Genomic DNA, 13,752 nt, shown 5'->3' with positions numbered 1-13,752 from the left:
TCAGACTCTCGGCCGGGCTCGGTAACGTTTTGCTATCCCGGGCCCAGCTGGGAATTAGCCGATTTGATCAAGGTGTTTCGGAGTCATGATCAAATCTGCTGGTCAGGCATCGCGCCGGTGCGTCACGGCCAATCCGATCAACCAGACACCCACCGTGACGGCTGCGAAGTACGCGAGCGCTCCCCACGGTCCCAGCGGCATGTCGACGGCCATGTTCCCGCCGCCCTTGAGGAAGTGGTCGGCCATCACGAAGGGCATCCACCGCTGGATGTCCTGCCCGACCTCGGGCACCAGCGCGATGAGGCTCTCCACCATGAGCGACCACAGCAGCAGGATGGTCACCGCGCCCGCGGTCTGCCGCACCAGCATCCCGACCCCGACCGCCAGGATCGCGGAGAACGCGAACACCGGCCCGACACCGGCGATCTCGCGCCACTGCTCGGCGGTGGTGATCGCCAGGTCCGAGCTGGGCTGCAGCACCGTGGAGATCGCCCACGAGCCGAACGCGCCGATCTCGCCGATGATCAGCGCCAGCACCGCGACGACCGCGGTCTTGGCCAGCAGCACCGCGGTTCGGTTCGGCACGGCCTGGAAGGTCGCGCGGATGGTGCCGAACCGGTACTCGGTGGTGATCGCCAGCGCGGCCAGCACCAGCGTGACCATCAGCCCGAACTGATAGCCGAACTGCGTTGTGCTCACCGACATCCCGTCGGAGACGGCGGCGATCAGGGCTGTGAACCCGATCGGCAGCGCGAGGGCGAGGAACATGCACCACCACGGGGAACGGGTGGAGAAGAGCTTCATGCGCTCGACGGCGAGCAACGTCATCGGGCCACCCCCTGGGCGGTCAGCTCGGTCGCCTCGCCGAGCGTGGTCTGGTATTCCACGGAGTCGCTGGTCATCTGCATGAACGCGTCTTCCAGCGAACCGCGCTGCGCGGTGAGCTCGTGCAGCACGATCTGGTGCTGCGCGGCCAGCTCACCGATCTGCTCGGTGGTCGCGCCGTCGACCACCAGGCGGTCGGCCTCCGAGGAGCGGACGGTGATCTGCTCGTCGCCGAGCAGCTTCTGCAGTTGCGGGGCCTCCGGCGAGCGCACCAGAACCGAGCTGCTGCCCGCGTTGTCGACGAACTCGGCCGTGCTGCACTGCGCGATCAGCTTGCCGCGGCCGATGACGACGAGCTCTTCGGCTGTCAGCGCCATTTCCGACAGCAGGTGGCTGGAGACGAAGACGGTACGTCCTTCGGCGGCCAGGCCCTGCATGAACCGGCGGATCCAGTGGATGCCTTCCGGGTCGAGGCCGTTGACGGGCTCGTCGAACAGCAGCACCTCGGGGTCGCCGAGCAGCGCGGTCGCGAGTCCCAGGCGCTGCGACATCCCCAGCGAGAACCCTCCCGCGTTGCGCCGAGCGACGTCGCTGAGCCCGACCTGCTCCAGGACCTCGTCGACGCGCTGCATCGCGATCCCGTTGGAACGCGCCATCCACCGCAGGTGCGCGCGGGCCGAGCGGTTGGGGTGCACCCACTTGGCGTCCAGCAGAGCGCCGACGGTGCGCAGCGGGTTGCGGAGCTCGCTGTAGCGCTTGCCGTTGATGCGCACTTCGCCGGACGTGGGGTTGTCCAGCCCGAGCATCATCCGCATCGTCGTGGACTTGCCCGCGCCGTTGGGGCCGAGGAACCCGGTGACGTGACCGGGTTTGACCGTGAACGACAGGTCGTCCACCGCCACCTTCTGGCCGTAGCGCTTGGTGAGGCCACTCGCCTCGATCATGATCACTCCTGTTGCTGGGACGCGGAGCCGTGCCGGTAGTAGTGAATCGACTCCGAGGATGACGCACCTCGGGGTTGTCCCGGAGCAGCACCCCGGTCCTGCCTTTTCGATCCACAGTGGACTTTCAGGGCGGGTCGCGGACCGCTCCCTACGGCGGAGTCGCGAGCTGCGAGAACAGGCGCTCAGGCGAAGAGGCGGTTGAGCTCGACGGCGAGACCGTCTTCCGAGACCGCGCCGATCGTGTCGTCGGCCGTGGCGCGCAGGTCCAGGGGTGCCTGGCCCATCGCGACGCCGCGAGTCGCCCAGCTCAGCATCTCGAAGTCGTTGGTGCCGTCGCCCGCCGCGAACGTGCAACCCGCGGCGATGCCGAGCTCGGTGCGCAGCTTCTCCAGCGCCGCACCCTTGGACAGCCCATCCGGGACGACGGTGACCCACGGCTCGTAGGTGTCGACGGAGATCGTGCAGTTCGGCAGTCGGACGCCGGCGAGCGTCTCGGCGAGCTCAGCGGGGTCGTGCGCCGTCCACTCCGCGATCAGCCGGGGCACCGGGTGGGTGGTCAGCTCGTCGACCGGGGTGATCCGCTGCGGGCCGTGCAGCTTGTCGGGGTCGAACGGGGCGGAGACGAGGTTGCCGACCCCGACGTCCTCGGCGGCGAAGATCGCGCCCGGCAGGTGCTCCTGCAGCGCCCGCAGCACCGGCGTCGCGTCGAACGAGGCCACCGAGACCGGCTCGCGCCGGGCCACATCCACCAGCACGGAGCCGTTGGAGCACAGCGCGAACCCGCTGGTCAGCCCGAGCTCGTCGAGCACGGGCGCGGTGCCGAGGAAGGTGCGCCCGGTGGCCAGGACCAGCTGCGCGCCGGAGTCCACCGCGCGGCGCACGGCGGCCTTGACGGCGTCGGAGATGGTGTCGGTGTCCGGGTTCAGCAGGGTTCCGTCGATGTCGAGGGCGACGAGGTCGGGCTTGAAGTCAACGCTCACGTTCGCAGGCTAGGGCCTGGCGAGAAGCCGCCTCCCCGGCGGTCCGGGCGGCAGGGCCTGAGCGAGCGTCCACGAACAGCTCGCGCCCGGCCGGAAGAACCGGTCGCCGATCGTCCTTTGTGGACTTCGACCGGAGGGTTGGCGGGACGTGGCAGGATGGTGCGGGCGGATTCCCGGGAAGTCCGGAATGTCTGACTCCATCGAGAGGGAACCTTGAACACGGCACCCGAGCAGCAGAGCTGGGCAGGCCCGTTGTCGGCCGCAGTCGCCCGGCTGTGCGCGGGACTGCAACCGCAGCTGTCCGACAAGACCGCCGAAGGTTTCGACGAGGTGCTGCGCAGGCTCGGCGCCCCGCTGCAGGTCGCCGTCGCCGGCCGGATCAAGTCCGGCAAGTCCACGCTGGTCAACGCCATGATCGGACGGCGGGTCGCGCCCACCGACGTCGGTGAGTGCACCCGGCTGGTGACCCGCTTCCAGTACGGCACCGTCGACCGGGTCGAGGTCGTGTTCCACGACGGCCGCAAGCAGGCGATCCCGTTCGACCCCGGCGGCGGCATCCCCGCCGACCTGGGCGTGGACTTCGACGAGGTCTCCCACCTGGAGGCCTACCTGACCAACGCGGTGCTGCGCGATCTGACCGTGATCGACACCCCGGGACTGGGATCGCTGGACTCGGCCTCGGTCGCGCGCACCGAGCAGGCGCTGGGCACCCAGCAGCTCGACCCGGTCTCCCGCGACGCCGTGATCGGCGCGGAGGCGGTGCTCTACGTCGTCACCCAGGGCGTGCGCGCCGACGACGAGCAGGCGCTGGCCGCCTTCACCGCCGCGACCGCGAGCCGCGAAGCCGGTCCGGTCAACGCGATCGCGCTGCTCAACAAGGCCGACATGATCGAGGCCGACACCGTCGACGGCGCGGACGACGACGTGTGGAAGGCCGCCGAGATCCTGGCCACCAAGCAGTCGGAACTGCTCAAACCCAAGGTCGCCGACGTGCTGCCGGTGATCGGGCTGCTCGCCGAGACCTCCGAGACCGGCGGCTTCACCGCCCCGGACGCCGAGGCGCTGCGCTCGCTGGCCGAGCTCGACGAGTCGACGCGGGAGACCCTGCTGCTGTCGGCGGACCTGTTCACCAGCTGGGAGTGCGACGTCCCGGCCGGCACCCGCGCGAACCTGCTGGAGCGGATGGACCTGCACGGCGTGCGCTGCGCGCTGGACGCGCTGGACGCCCAGCCCGACATCACCGCCGGTGAGCTGCGTCGGCGGATCCGCGACGCCTCCGGGCTGGCGTCGGTGCTGGGCCGGCTGGACTCGGTGTTCCGGGCGCGCGCCGACGGCATCAAGGCCGCGGCCGCGCTGGCGTCGATCACGGCGCTCGCGCAGTCCTCCGGCGACGGCGACGAGCGCCAGAAGGTGCACGACGCGATCGAAGGGCTGCTGGCCAGGCCGGAGGCCCACCAGCTGCGCGTGCTGGAGGCGTTGACGATGGTCGCTGCCGGGTCGGTGGAGATGCCGCCGGACCTGGCCGAAGAGGTGATGCAGGTGGGCGGCAGCACCGACCCCGGCGAGCAGCTCGGCCGGCCGGAACTGCCGCAGTCCGAGCTGATCGAACTCGCGCTGGAGCGCGCCAACTGGTGGCGGTCCTTCTCCTCCTTCGGTGCCACGCCCGCGCAGAGCCGGGTCGCGCACGTGGTGCACCGGGCCTACTTCCTGATCTGGCAGCAACTGCGAACCAGGTGATCACCGTGCGGGGCTGGCGACGACCGAAGAAGTCACTCGGAAGCGGAACCGAGCCCCTATCGGGTTCGTCTGTTCTCCCAGAAGCCGGTGACCCGGCTTCCGACGCTGCCGCCGATCAGGGGACAGACATGACCGCCGTGACCAGCGAAACCGTCATCGATCCGCTGGAGCAGGCGCTGACCGACCGCGCCGCGCTCATCCAGCTGTGTGTGTACGCGGTCGACCGCGCCCGCAGCGCGGGAGTCGCCGAACGGCTCGCCGACGGGCTCACGAGCATCGGCGTGGCCCCGCTGCGGCCCGACGGGGAGCGCTTCGACCCCGCCTTCCACGAAGCCGGCGGCACCCTGCCCACCGACGACCCCTCTCTCGACGGCGTCATCGCCGAAACCGAGCTCCTCGGCTTCGCCGATCACGACCGCGTCCTGCGGGCCCCGGTCGTCACCGTCTACCAACTCCGCACCTGATCCGGGTACCTTCGACGCTCGTGGTGCCGTGATCGGCTCCTCCACCACCTGGGAACTTCGACCTGCGAGAACGGAAAGGACGCGCATGACGGCACCTGGTGTTGCGGTCGCCGCTGCGCTTCCCCAGCAGGTCAAGCAGACCCGCGACAAGCTCCTGGGGTTCCTGCGCGAAGCCGACCCCGCAGCGTGGGACTGGGTCGAGCAGGTCCGCCGCAGTCGCCCGGCCACGCCCAGCGTGGTGGTCGTCGGCGAGACCAACCGGGGCAAGAGCTCCCTGGTCAACGCGCTGATGGAGCATCCGGGGCTCTCGCCGGTGGACGCCGACGTCGCCACCGCCACCTACCTGCAGTTCGAGCACGACGAGCAGTGGACGGCCCACGCCTGCTACCCCGGGCAGCAGGATCCCGTGCCCTTCGAGCTCGACGAGCTGCCGAACTGGACCAGCGCGGGCCGCGAGCTGCCCGAGGGACAGCTGCCGCCGCGCTACGTGCGCGTCACCGCGCCCCTGGACGCGCTGGCCGAGCTGACCGTGGTCGACACACCCGGCGTCGGCGGGCTGGAGGAGCTGCACGGCGAGCTCGCCCGCGAGGCGGCCGTGTCCGCGACCGCGCTGCTGTTCGTCGTCGACGCCTCGTCCCCGTTCACCCGCGGCGAGCTGGAGTTCCTGCAGCAGGTCGGCGAACGCGTGGAAACCGTGCTGTTCGCACTGGCCAAGACCGATCAGCACCGCGGCTGGCGGCAGGTGCTGGCCGAGGACCGCAAGCTGCTGGCCGAGCACGCGCCCCGTTTCGCCGAGGTGCCGATCTTCCCGGTCTCCGCGCGCATGCACCTGCGCGCCGCGCAAGCACCCGAATCCGCCAACGCGGCGCTGCTGCGCGAGAAGTCCGGCGTGGTCGAACTGCGCGACGAGCTCGAACGGCTCATCGCCGGGCGGTCGGCGATGCTCGGCGAGGCCAACACGATGCGCGCCCTGTCCAGCGTGCTGGGCGAGCTGACCGCGAACCTGGAGGCCGAGAAGCGCGCGCTGACCGTCGGCGAGGACGAGGCCGAGTCGCTGCGCGCCCGCCGCGACGAGCTGAGCACCGCCCGCCGCTCGTCGACCCGGGGCTGGCAGGTCAAGCTGCGCGGCGAGATCCAGCGCACCCGGGTGGAGACCAGCCACGAGGTCAGCCGCCAGGTGCGCGAGGTGCAGAACTGGTTCCGCCGGTCCATCGACAACGCCGGGCGCAAGGACATCAACGACCTTCCTCGACAAGTCGACATCGCGCTGCAGATGGCCTCCACCCGGATCGCCACCATGCTCTCGGCCAGGCTCGCGGCCGTGGCCGAGCAGGCGCTCAACGACCTGTTCTCCGCCGAGGAGCTGGACGTGATCCGCTCCCAGTTCGCGCGGGGCGTGCAGGCTCCGATCGCGCTGCGCCCGCCGGACAAGCGACCGCCCACCGCCGAGGACAAGCTGCTGGTTTTCATGGGCGTCTCCGGCGGGTTGGGCGTGGGCCGCGCGGCGGCGATGCCCCTGGCCGGGCTCGGGGTCGCGGCGCTGAACCCGGTGGTGCTGCCGGTGACGATCGTGCTCGGGCTGGGCGCGGGCTGGTGGATGGCCCGCACCCGCAAGCACGCGGCCGACAAGCAGCACCTCAAGCAGTGGCTCACCGACGCTATCGCCGACGCCCGGTCGGCCCTCGACCAGCTCGTCGCCGAGCAGCTCATCGAAGCCGAGCAGCAGCTCTCGCTGGCCCTCGACGACGCGCTGACCAGGCGGATCGAGGCCATCGAGGGCGAACTCCGCGACGTGGACAAGGCCCTGAAGATGGACGCGGCCGAGCGCAGCCGCCGCCTCCAGACCGTCGACCGCCGCCTCACCGAATCCACCACCGGCCGGGAACGGGCCGAACACCTCCTCGCCGGCATCAGGAACCTCCGCGACACGGTGTCCTGACCCGAGCCTGGTCACCCGGAGACCTCCACCGATCACCTCCAGGCAGCCCGGAGATCCCGCACCTGACCTCGCCCACGGCTCTGACCTCGCCCGACCGGTCGGCCCTTCGGATTTCCACTGAGTTCGGGAACCGGAATTCAGTGGAAATCGGGGGTCCGACTTCCGGATCCCGGGGGACGAGACGGGGGTCTTGGGCGATGGGTGGTTCCTGGACGGAACCCCGGGGCTCTACGCTGCGTCCAACGGCTTGCAGGTGAAGGCGGCGGAGGGTGCCGACGTGTACATCGAGGAGACCGGCGCTGGGGACGGGGACATCAAGGTCACCGTCGACGGCGAGGAGTACACCGCCGAGGCCAACTACGACCTCGACGGCGACGGCTTGGACGAGACGGTCGCGGTGATGACCGACGACGGCTACGTCGCCTACATCGACGAGAACGCCGACGGTCACGCGGACCTGATGCAGTCGATCAGCAACGAGGGCCAGGTCCTCGACCAGGCGCGGTTCCACGCCGACACCGGCGAGTGGACCGCCGAAACCCCGCAACAGCACCCGGGCGGTGCCGGTGACGGTCGTCCGGACGACGGCAAGCAGATGGTCATGGACACCCCGCAGGGCGACGTGCAGGTCGGACCGGCGACCGAGGACACGAACTCCGACGGCATCGCCGACACCGCGGTCGTGCAGTCCGACAACGGCAACACCGTGCTGGTCACCGACGTCGACGGCGACGGGTCCGCCGACCAGGTCGTCGAGATCACGCAGACCGGCGACGTGACCATCTCGCACCACACCGGCGACGGCGAGTGGACGGTCGCCGAGCAGGGCCAGATCGGCGACAACGGTCAGTACGCCCCGAACGAGTTCGCCTCCGCGACCGACGACGCGACCTGGACCTTCGACGAGCCCGAGCTCCAGCCGAAGGCACCGGCAGCGGCCCCGGCCCCGGCCCCGGCCCCGGCAGCGGACGCCGGTCCTCCGGCGATGTGCGAGGGCGAACCGTCGAGTCCCGCGAAGGACGACTCCTGGGTGTGACGCGGCGTCGCACAATTCACGACGGAATGTGATTCCACCACCCGCCCGTGGCCTCATTCTCAGGCCATCGGGCGGTTTTTCATCTTCAGACTCTGCATCCGGCAACCGCCATTCGGCGGCTATCCCCGGTTCACCGGTCGTTCGCACTCGTGTCCGCTTCGCCGGAAAATCTGGCAGCCCAGGCAGCACCCGCGATGAGATTTCCGGGAGCACCCGGAAGGAAAGGCGAACTGAATCGATTCCCTTATCGTTCCTGTGAGAGAACCGACAACCCCGATCTTCATTGCGCGCCGTTATCCCCGTTAGCCTCGATGCATCCCTTTTCCACTTCGCCCGGCTCTCCGGGCCGGGCGAAGCTTTCCCTGCAAACGTCGGCGGGCGAGCTCGTCGGCGAACAATCCGGGCTGTGGCGCCCAGTCAGGAGACACGTCGCGATGACCGCAGTGACCATCCCCGGTCTCGACCAGGCCCCGACCAAGCACGAGCGCCTGTTGTCGTGGGTGCGTGAGGTCGCGGAGCTGACCACACCCGATCGTGTGGTGTGGTGTGACGGTTCGCAGGACGAATGGACGCGGATGACGGACCGCCTCGTGGAGGCCGGCACCTTCAAGCGTCTCGACAAGAAGCCGAACTCGTTCTACGCGGCGTCCGACCCGTCCGACGTGGCGCGCGTCGAGGAGCGGACCTTCATCTGCTCGGTCGACGAGAAGGACTCCGGGGTCACCAACAACTGGATGGACCCGGCCAAGATGAAGGCCACCATGACCGAGCTCTACCGGGGCTGCATGCGTGGTCGCACGATGTACGTCATCCCGTTCTGCATGGGCCCGCTCGACGCCGACCCGCCGCGGCTGGGCGTGGAGATCAGCGACTCCGAGTACGTCGTGGTCTCGATGCACATCATGACCCGGATGGGCGCGAAGGTGCTGGAGCGCCTGGGCACCGACGCCGAGTTCGTACCCGCGCTGCACTCGGTGGGTGCGCCGCTGGAGCCGGGCGAGGAAGACGTCCCGTGGCCGTGCAACGACACCAAGTACATCACCCACTTCCCGGAGGAGCGGCTGATCTGGAGCTACGGCTCCGGCTACGGCGGCAACGCGCTGCTGGGCAAGAAGTGCTACTCGCTGCGCATCGCCTCGGCGATGGCGCGCGACGAGGGCTGGCTCGCCGAGCACATGCTCATCCTCAAGCTGATCTCGCCGGAGGACAAGGTCCACTACGTCGCGGCGGCGTTCCCGTCGGCCTGCGGCAAGACCAACCTGGCGATGCTGGAGCCGACCATCCCGGGCTGGAAGGTCGAGACCCTCGGTGACGACATCGCCTGGATGCGCTTCGGCGAGGACGGCCGCCTCTACGCGGTGAACCCGGAAGCCGGCTTCTTCGGCGTCGCCCCGGGCACCAACTGGAAGACCAACCCGAACGCGATGCGCACCATCGAGCAGGGCAACTCGCTGTTCACCAACGTCGCGCTGACCGACGACGGCGACGTCTGGTGGGAGGACATGGAGGGCAACCCCCAGCACCTCACCGACTGGCACGGCAACGACTGGACCCCGGACTCGGACGTCAAGGCCGCGCACCCGAACTCGCGCTACTGCACGCCGATGTCGCAGTGCCCGATCCTCGCGCCCGAGTGGGACGACCCGAACGGCGTGCCGATCTCGGCGATCCTGTTCGGCGGCCGCCGCAAGACCACGGTTCCGCTGGTCAACGAGTCCTTCGACTGGCAGCACGGCGTGTTCATGGGCGCCACCCTGTCCTCGGAGAAGACCGCCGCCGCGGCCGGCAAGGTCGGCGAGGTCCGTCGCGACCCGATGGCCATGCTGCCGTTCATCGGCTACAACGTAGGCGACTACTTCCAGCACTGGGTGAACGTCGGCAAGTCGGCTGACGCCACCAAGCTGCCGAAGATCTTCTACGTCAACTGGTTCCGCCGCGACGAGTCCGGCAAGAAGATCGTGTGGCCGGGCTTCGGCGAGAACTCGCGCGTGCTCAAGTGGATCGTCGAGCGCATCGACGGCAACGCCGCCGCCGAGGACACCGCGATCGGCCGCGTTCCCTCCGCCGACCAGATCGACCTGTCCGGCCTGGACACCCCGGTCGAGGACGTGGAGACCGCGCTGCACGTCGACGTCGAGGAGTGGAAGGCGGAGCTGCCGCTGATCGAGGAGTGGTTCGACACCATCGGTGACGACCTGCCCACCTCGATGCGCGACGAGTTCGAAGCCCTCAAGCAGCGCCTGGGCTGAGACCTGGGCGGGCGGCGGTACCGGATCGTCGTGGGAAGCTCCGGTACCCCACCCGTCTGACGCGGACGTCAATCGTGCGCGTACCCGAAGCGGCGCCTCCCCTCGCGAGGGGAGGCGCCGCTTTCGCGTCTTCGACGACGGCCGAGCAACCGACCGCCCATGACGTGCGTCTCATGGATGTCTGCGATTGCGCAGCGGCCCATCGGACGAGGGGGTGTCTCATGGCCGGCTTGGCATTTCTGGTGTTGTTCCTGGTCGCCGCGGCAGCGGTGTACGTCTCGCTGCGGCTCGAGGGTGACGGCGCGACCGTCCCGATCGAGACCGACGACCGCGATCGAGCGGCGTCCGTCGAGCGATGACCGGCGAGGCCGGGTGGCGCGAGAACGACCGCGCGCGACCCGGTCTCCTGCCTAGTTCTTGATGGCCCCGGCCAGGTTGAAGGCTCCGCCGAGGTAGCGGGAGACGACCAGGTAGAGGGCGATGACCGGTGCCGTGTAGAGGATCGAGTAGGCGGCGAGCTGGCCGTAGGCGATGAGCCCGCCCTGACCGAAGAAGGCGAAGACTCCCACCGAGGCGGGCTGCTTCGCCGGGTCGAGCAGCAGGATGAAGGGGACGAAGAAGTTCCCCCAGGCGTTGATGAACGTGAAGATCGCGACCACGCCCATGCCGGGGACGATCAGCGGCAGCACCACCGAGCGCAACGCCTGCATCGCCGACGCGCCGTCGACCCAGGCGGCCTCTTCGAGGCTGATCGGGACGCCGTCCATGAAGTTCTTCGTCATCCAGATCGCGATCGGCAACGAGGTCGCCGCGAGGAACAACGTCGTGCCGAACATCGAGTCCACCAGCTCGACCTGCACGAACATGCTGTAGACCGGCACCATCACCGCGGTCATCGGCAGCCCGGAGGCGAACAGCACGAGGTAGAGGAACGGTCGCCGGAACCGCAGCTGGTAGCGCGACAGCGGGTAGGCGCACAGCACCGCCGAGACCACCGAGACCAGCGCCGCGCCACCGCACATCAGCAATCCGTTCCACAGTGGACGAACGCTGGTCTCCCAGGTGAGCACCTGGGCGAAGTTGTCCAGGGTGAACGCGCTCGGCAGCTGCGCCGACAGCGGCGCCTCGGCGTCGAAGGACGCGGTGAGCAGCCACAGCAGCGGTGCGAGGAACGCCAGCGCGACCACCGCCAGCACCAGGTGCACCACCACCGACACCGAGCGCCGCCTCGCGACGGTGACTCCGGCCATCACGACCCCTCCTCGTCCGGATCGCCGATGCTGAAGGCGTAGAGCACGGCGAACGAACCGCCGATCGCCAGCAGGACCAGGGAGATCGTGGCGCCGTAGCCGATCTCGTCGAACTCGAACGCCGAGTCGTACATCAGAAGCGGAAGCGTCTGCGTCGCCGCGTTCGGCCCGCCCGCCGTGAGCACGTAGATCAGCGTGAACACGCCGATGGTCTGCAACGTGATCAGCATCAGGTTGGTGGTGATCGTCCGGCGGATCACCGGCAGCGTGACGTGCCAGAACCTGCGCAGCATCCCGGCGCCGTCGACCTCGGCGGCCTCGGTGAGATCGCTGGGCACCTCCGCCAGCGCGGCCTGGTAGACCAGCATCGAGAACGCCGTGCCGCGCCAGACGTTTCCGAGCACCACCGCCAGCACCGGCGCGTGGTACAGCCAGTCCACACCTTCCAGGCCCACCGCGACCAGCACGTTGTTCAAGGTGCCCTCGGAGTTGAGGAACGCGTAGATCGCGAACGCCGCGACCAGCTCCGGCAGCACCCACGCGGACACGACCGCGATGCCGACGGCGTTGCGCAGCCAGCGCTTGCGGTGCCGGGTCAGCAGCGCGATGAACATGCCCAGGCAGTTCTGCCCGATCACCGCCGATCCCACGGTGAACACCACCGTCACCCACACCGCGTGCCACAGCGCCGGATCGGCGAACATCCGCCGGTAGTTGTCCAGCCCGACGAACTCCGGATCGCTGGCCGCCGCGCCGGTCAGGGCGGCGTCGGTGAACGAGACGTAGCCGCTCCACAGGATCGGTCCGATCACGAACAGCCCGAGCAGCAGCACAGCCGGAGCCATCAGCGCCAGCCACCGCCGCACCGCCGACATCGTCAGCCCGCCCGGGTGTTGGCCGGTTCCACGATCCGCGAGACCTGCTGCGACCACTGGTCGGACACCTCGGCGGGTGCCCGCCCGCCGACCACGTCGAGCACGGACTTCTGGATCTCCTCGGACACCTTCGGGTACTCCGGCAACGCCGGCCGGTAATGGGTGTTGGCCAGCAGGCCGATCCAGAACTGGTTGAGCAGGTTGGCCTCGGTCACCCGGGGATCGGCCGCGGCATCGGCCCGCGCGGGCAGGTTGCCGGTGGCCGCCGAGTACTGCACGACGTTGTCCACGCTCAACGCCTGCTTGATGAACGCGAACGAGTCGTCGGGCTTGTCGCTGGCCGCGCTGACCGCCAGCGTCCAGCCGCCCGAGAGCGTCACGGTCCCCGGCGCCTGGCCGAACTGGGTGGGCATGGGTGTCGCGGCCATGGTCTTCGTCCAGTCCGTCCAACCGGCGTCCTGCCAGTTGCCGGAGGCGAAGCTGCCGTCGAGCCGGATGCCGACCTTGCCCTCGCGGGCCAGCTGGTCGCGCTGGTTCTTGTCGTACTGGGCGTCGGCGATCTGCGGCTTGCTCTGCGTCAGGTTCTCGCCGACCGCGGTGGAGATGAACCCCATCGCGTCGGTGAACCCCTTGCTGGGCACCACCCACTTGCGCTGCTGCTCGTCGTAGAGAGTTCCGGTTTCGGTCCCGTAGAGCAGCATCTCGACGGTCTGCATGCTCACCGACTCGCCTTCCGCCTTGCCCAGCGGCATGTCGATGCCGATCGCGTCGGGACGCTTCTGCTTGATCTGGCGGGCGGCGGCGAGGATGTCGTCCCAGGTGCGCGGTTTCCACTCCTCCGGCAGCCCGACCTCGGCGAACAGCTTCCGGTCGTACCAGAGCCCTCGGGTGTCGGTGTCGAGCGGAACGCCGTAGATCCGGCCGTCGGCGGCCTTGCCCGCCTGCTTGGTGGTGCCGATGTAGCTGGAGTTCCAGTCCGGCCACTGGGCGAGCCGGTCGTCCAGGGCCAGCAGGTATCCGGCGTCGACGTCGGAGTTGACGTTGAAGCTGTCCTCGTAGAGCACGTCGGGCGCGGTGGATTCCGACCGCATCCGCAGCTGGAGCTTGGACAGGTACTCGCTCTCCGGTGCCACGACCGGGTCGAGCTTGACGAACTTCCCGGGATTGGCCTGCTCGTACTGCTGCTTGACGCGTTGCATCAACGCGTCGACCTGCTGCGTGTTGCCGTATCGGTGGTAAGCGACGGTGATCGTGTTCGGGTCCTCGGCAGATCCGCCGCAGGCGGAAAGGCCCAGGGCAGCGGTGAGGATGGCGGCTAACGCGGTTGTCCGGCGCATCTGGCTCCTCCGGCCTGTGACGCTTGCGACTAACCTGAGATCCGGATCACACTCGTGGGCAACATAAGTCCAAACGTTTGCACAAGTCAATGATCTTGCGGGTCTCAACGAGGAGC

At 69.1% G+C, this 13,752-nt stretch carries 12 protein-coding genes; 6 read left to right on the top strand and 6 right to left on the bottom strand.

The features are described 5' to 3' along the window. Nucleotides 1–102: 102 nt before the first annotated feature. From AB0J78_RS00925 to AB0J78_RS00915, 3 genes are all read right to left on the bottom strand, one after another. Nucleotides 103–828 (bottom strand): ABC transporter permease, encoded by a 726-nt coding sequence (locus AB0J78_RS00925; RefSeq protein ID WP_363785549.1) that lies wholly within the window; start codon nt 826–828, stop codon nt 103–105. Then, a complete protein-coding gene (locus AB0J78_RS00920; RefSeq protein WP_363785546.1) occupies nt 825–1,769 on the bottom strand; it encodes an ABC transporter ATP-binding protein in 945 nt (314 codons plus the stop codon). The genes AB0J78_RS00925 and AB0J78_RS00920 overlap by 4 nt, the downstream gene beginning before the upstream one ends. Before the next feature lie 182 nt (nt 1,770–1,951). Next, nucleotides 1,952–2,749, bottom strand: coding sequence for an HAD family hydrolase (locus AB0J78_RS00915; protein WP_363785544.1), 798 nt, complete (start codon nt 2,747–2,749; stop codon nt 1,952–1,954). 213 nt (nt 2,750–2,962) lie between these two features. Here AB0J78_RS00915 and AB0J78_RS00910 point away from each other — a divergent pair, with 213 nt between their 5' ends. The 6 genes from AB0J78_RS00910 to AB0J78_RS00885 all read left to right on the top strand — a co-directional run bounded on the left by AB0J78_RS00910 (nt 2,963) and on the right by AB0J78_RS00885 (nt 10,533). Next, nucleotides 2,963–4,486, top strand: coding sequence for a dynamin family protein (locus AB0J78_RS00910; protein WP_363785541.1), 1,524 nt, complete (start codon nt 2,963–2,965; stop codon nt 4,484–4,486). Nucleotides 4,487–4,491: 5 nt separating this feature from the next. Further along, complete coding sequence (gene grpE, locus AB0J78_RS00905) at nt 4,492–4,950, top strand: nucleotide exchange factor GrpE (RefSeq protein ID WP_363786349.1); 459 nt, start codon at nt 4,492–4,494, stop codon at nt 4,948–4,950. An 85-nt stretch (nt 4,951–5,035) separates the two neighbouring features. Next, nucleotides 5,036–6,889 (top strand): dynamin family protein, encoded by a 1,854-nt coding sequence (locus AB0J78_RS00900; RefSeq protein WP_363785539.1) that lies wholly within the window; start codon nt 5,036–5,038, stop codon nt 6,887–6,889. 190 nt (nt 6,890–7,079) lie between these two features. After that, a complete protein-coding gene (locus AB0J78_RS00895) occupies nt 7,080–7,925 on the top strand; it encodes a DUF6802 family protein (RefSeq protein ID WP_363785536.1) in 846 nt (281 codons plus the stop codon). Nucleotides 7,926–8,359: 434 nt separating this feature from the next. Continuing rightward, entirely contained in the window at nt 8,360–10,174 is a 1,815-nt protein-coding gene (locus AB0J78_RS00890; protein ID WP_363785534.1) for a phosphoenolpyruvate carboxykinase (GTP), read from the top strand. Between the two features lie 221 nt (nt 10,175–10,395). Next, nucleotides 10,396–10,533, top strand: coding sequence for a hypothetical protein (locus tag AB0J78_RS00885; RefSeq protein WP_363785532.1), 138 nt, complete (start codon nt 10,396–10,398; stop codon nt 10,531–10,533). Nucleotides 10,534–10,584: 51 nt separating this feature from the next. Here the strand turns inward: AB0J78_RS00885 and AB0J78_RS00880 are convergent, their stop codons facing one another. From AB0J78_RS00880 to AB0J78_RS00870, 3 genes are read right to left on the bottom strand one after another with little or no spacing between them, the layout of a single operon-like run. Next, nucleotides 10,585–11,424, bottom strand: a complete 840-nt coding sequence (locus AB0J78_RS00880; protein WP_363785530.1) for a carbohydrate ABC transporter permease — start codon at nt 11,422–11,424, stop codon at nt 10,585–10,587. Continuing rightward, nucleotides 11,424–12,356 carry a sugar ABC transporter permease gene (locus AB0J78_RS00875; protein WP_363785527.1) on the bottom strand — a complete coding sequence of 311 codons (933 nt, stop codon included), beginning with the start codon at nt 12,354–12,356 and terminating at the stop codon, nt 11,424–11,426. Before AB0J78_RS00875 ends, AB0J78_RS00880 begins: the two co-directional genes overlap by 1 nt. Continuing rightward, nucleotides 12,302–13,636 carry an extracellular solute-binding protein gene (locus AB0J78_RS00870; protein WP_363785525.1) on the bottom strand — a complete coding sequence of 445 codons (1,335 nt, stop codon included), beginning with the start codon at nt 13,634–13,636 and terminating at the stop codon, nt 12,302–12,304. The genes AB0J78_RS00875 and AB0J78_RS00870 overlap by 55 nt, the downstream gene beginning before the upstream one ends. Between the last annotated feature and the right edge of the window lie 116 nt (nt 13,637–13,752).

Origin of the sequence: Saccharopolyspora sp. NPDC049426, assembly GCF_040676935.1 — a bacterium.
Taxonomy (GTDB): Bacteria; Actinomycetota; Actinomycetes; order Mycobacteriales; family Pseudonocardiaceae; genus Saccharopolyspora.
This window is presented reverse-complemented; position numbering and strand designations above follow the sequence as displayed.

Bases quoted from the DNA above. Each gene is read 5' to 3' on its own strand.
- AB0J78_RS00885 (WP_363785532.1), top strand. From the start codon at position 10,396: ATGGCCGGCTTGGCATTTCTGGTGTTGTTCCTGGTCGCCGCGGCAGCG.
- AB0J78_RS00890 (WP_363785534.1), top strand. From the start codon at position 8,360: ATGACCGCAGTGACCATCCCCGGTCTCGACCAGGCCCCGACCAAGCAC.
- AB0J78_RS00900 (WP_363785539.1), top strand. From the start codon at position 5,036: ATGACGGCACCTGGTGTTGCGGTCGCCGCTGCGCTTCCCCAGCAGGTC.
- AB0J78_RS00920 (WP_363785546.1), bottom strand. From the start codon at position 1,769: ATGATCGAGGCGAGTGGCCTCACCAAGCGCTACGGCCAGAAGGTGGCG.
- AB0J78_RS00880 (WP_363785530.1), bottom strand. From the start codon at position 11,424: ATGGCCGGAGTCACCGTCGCGAGGCGGCGCTCGGTGTCGGTGGTGGTG.
- AB0J78_RS00925 (WP_363785549.1), bottom strand. From the start codon at position 828: ATGACGTTGCTCGCCGTCGAGCGCATGAAGCTCTTCTCCACCCGTTCC.
- AB0J78_RS00870 (WP_363785525.1), bottom strand. From the start codon at position 13,636: ATGCGCCGGACAACCGCGTTAGCCGCCATCCTCACCGCTGCCCTGGGC.